The sequence below is a fragment of the Shewanella sp. M16 genome, from assembly GCF_018224605.1.
GTDB classification, from domain to species: domain Bacteria; phylum Pseudomonadota; class Gammaproteobacteria; order Enterobacterales; family Shewanellaceae; genus Shewanella; species Shewanella oncorhynchi.
Window position 1 is genome coordinate 1 of sequence record NZ_JAGTUL010000176.1, and the last position, 223, is coordinate 223.

The 223-nt window shown below is 55.2% G+C and carries 1 rRNA gene; it reads left to right on the forward strand.

The window, feature by feature from the left end:
• Positions 1-7: 7 nt before the first annotated feature.
• Positions 8-223 (forward strand): 16S ribosomal RNA (locus tag KFE26_RS23925); the annotation flags it as partial.

Here is a 223-nt window from a genome sequence, read left to right on the forward strand (position 1 = left end):
AAAACTTTAATTGAAGAGTTTGATCATGGCTCAGATTGAACGCTGGCGGCAGGCCTAACACATGCAAGTCGAGCGGCAGCACAAGGGAGTTTACTTCTGAGGTGGCGAGCGGCGGACGGGTGAGTAATGCCTAGGGATCTGCCCAGTCGAGGGGGATAACAGTTGGAAACGACTGCTAATACCGCATACGCCCTACGGGGGAAAGGAGGGGACCTTCGGGCCT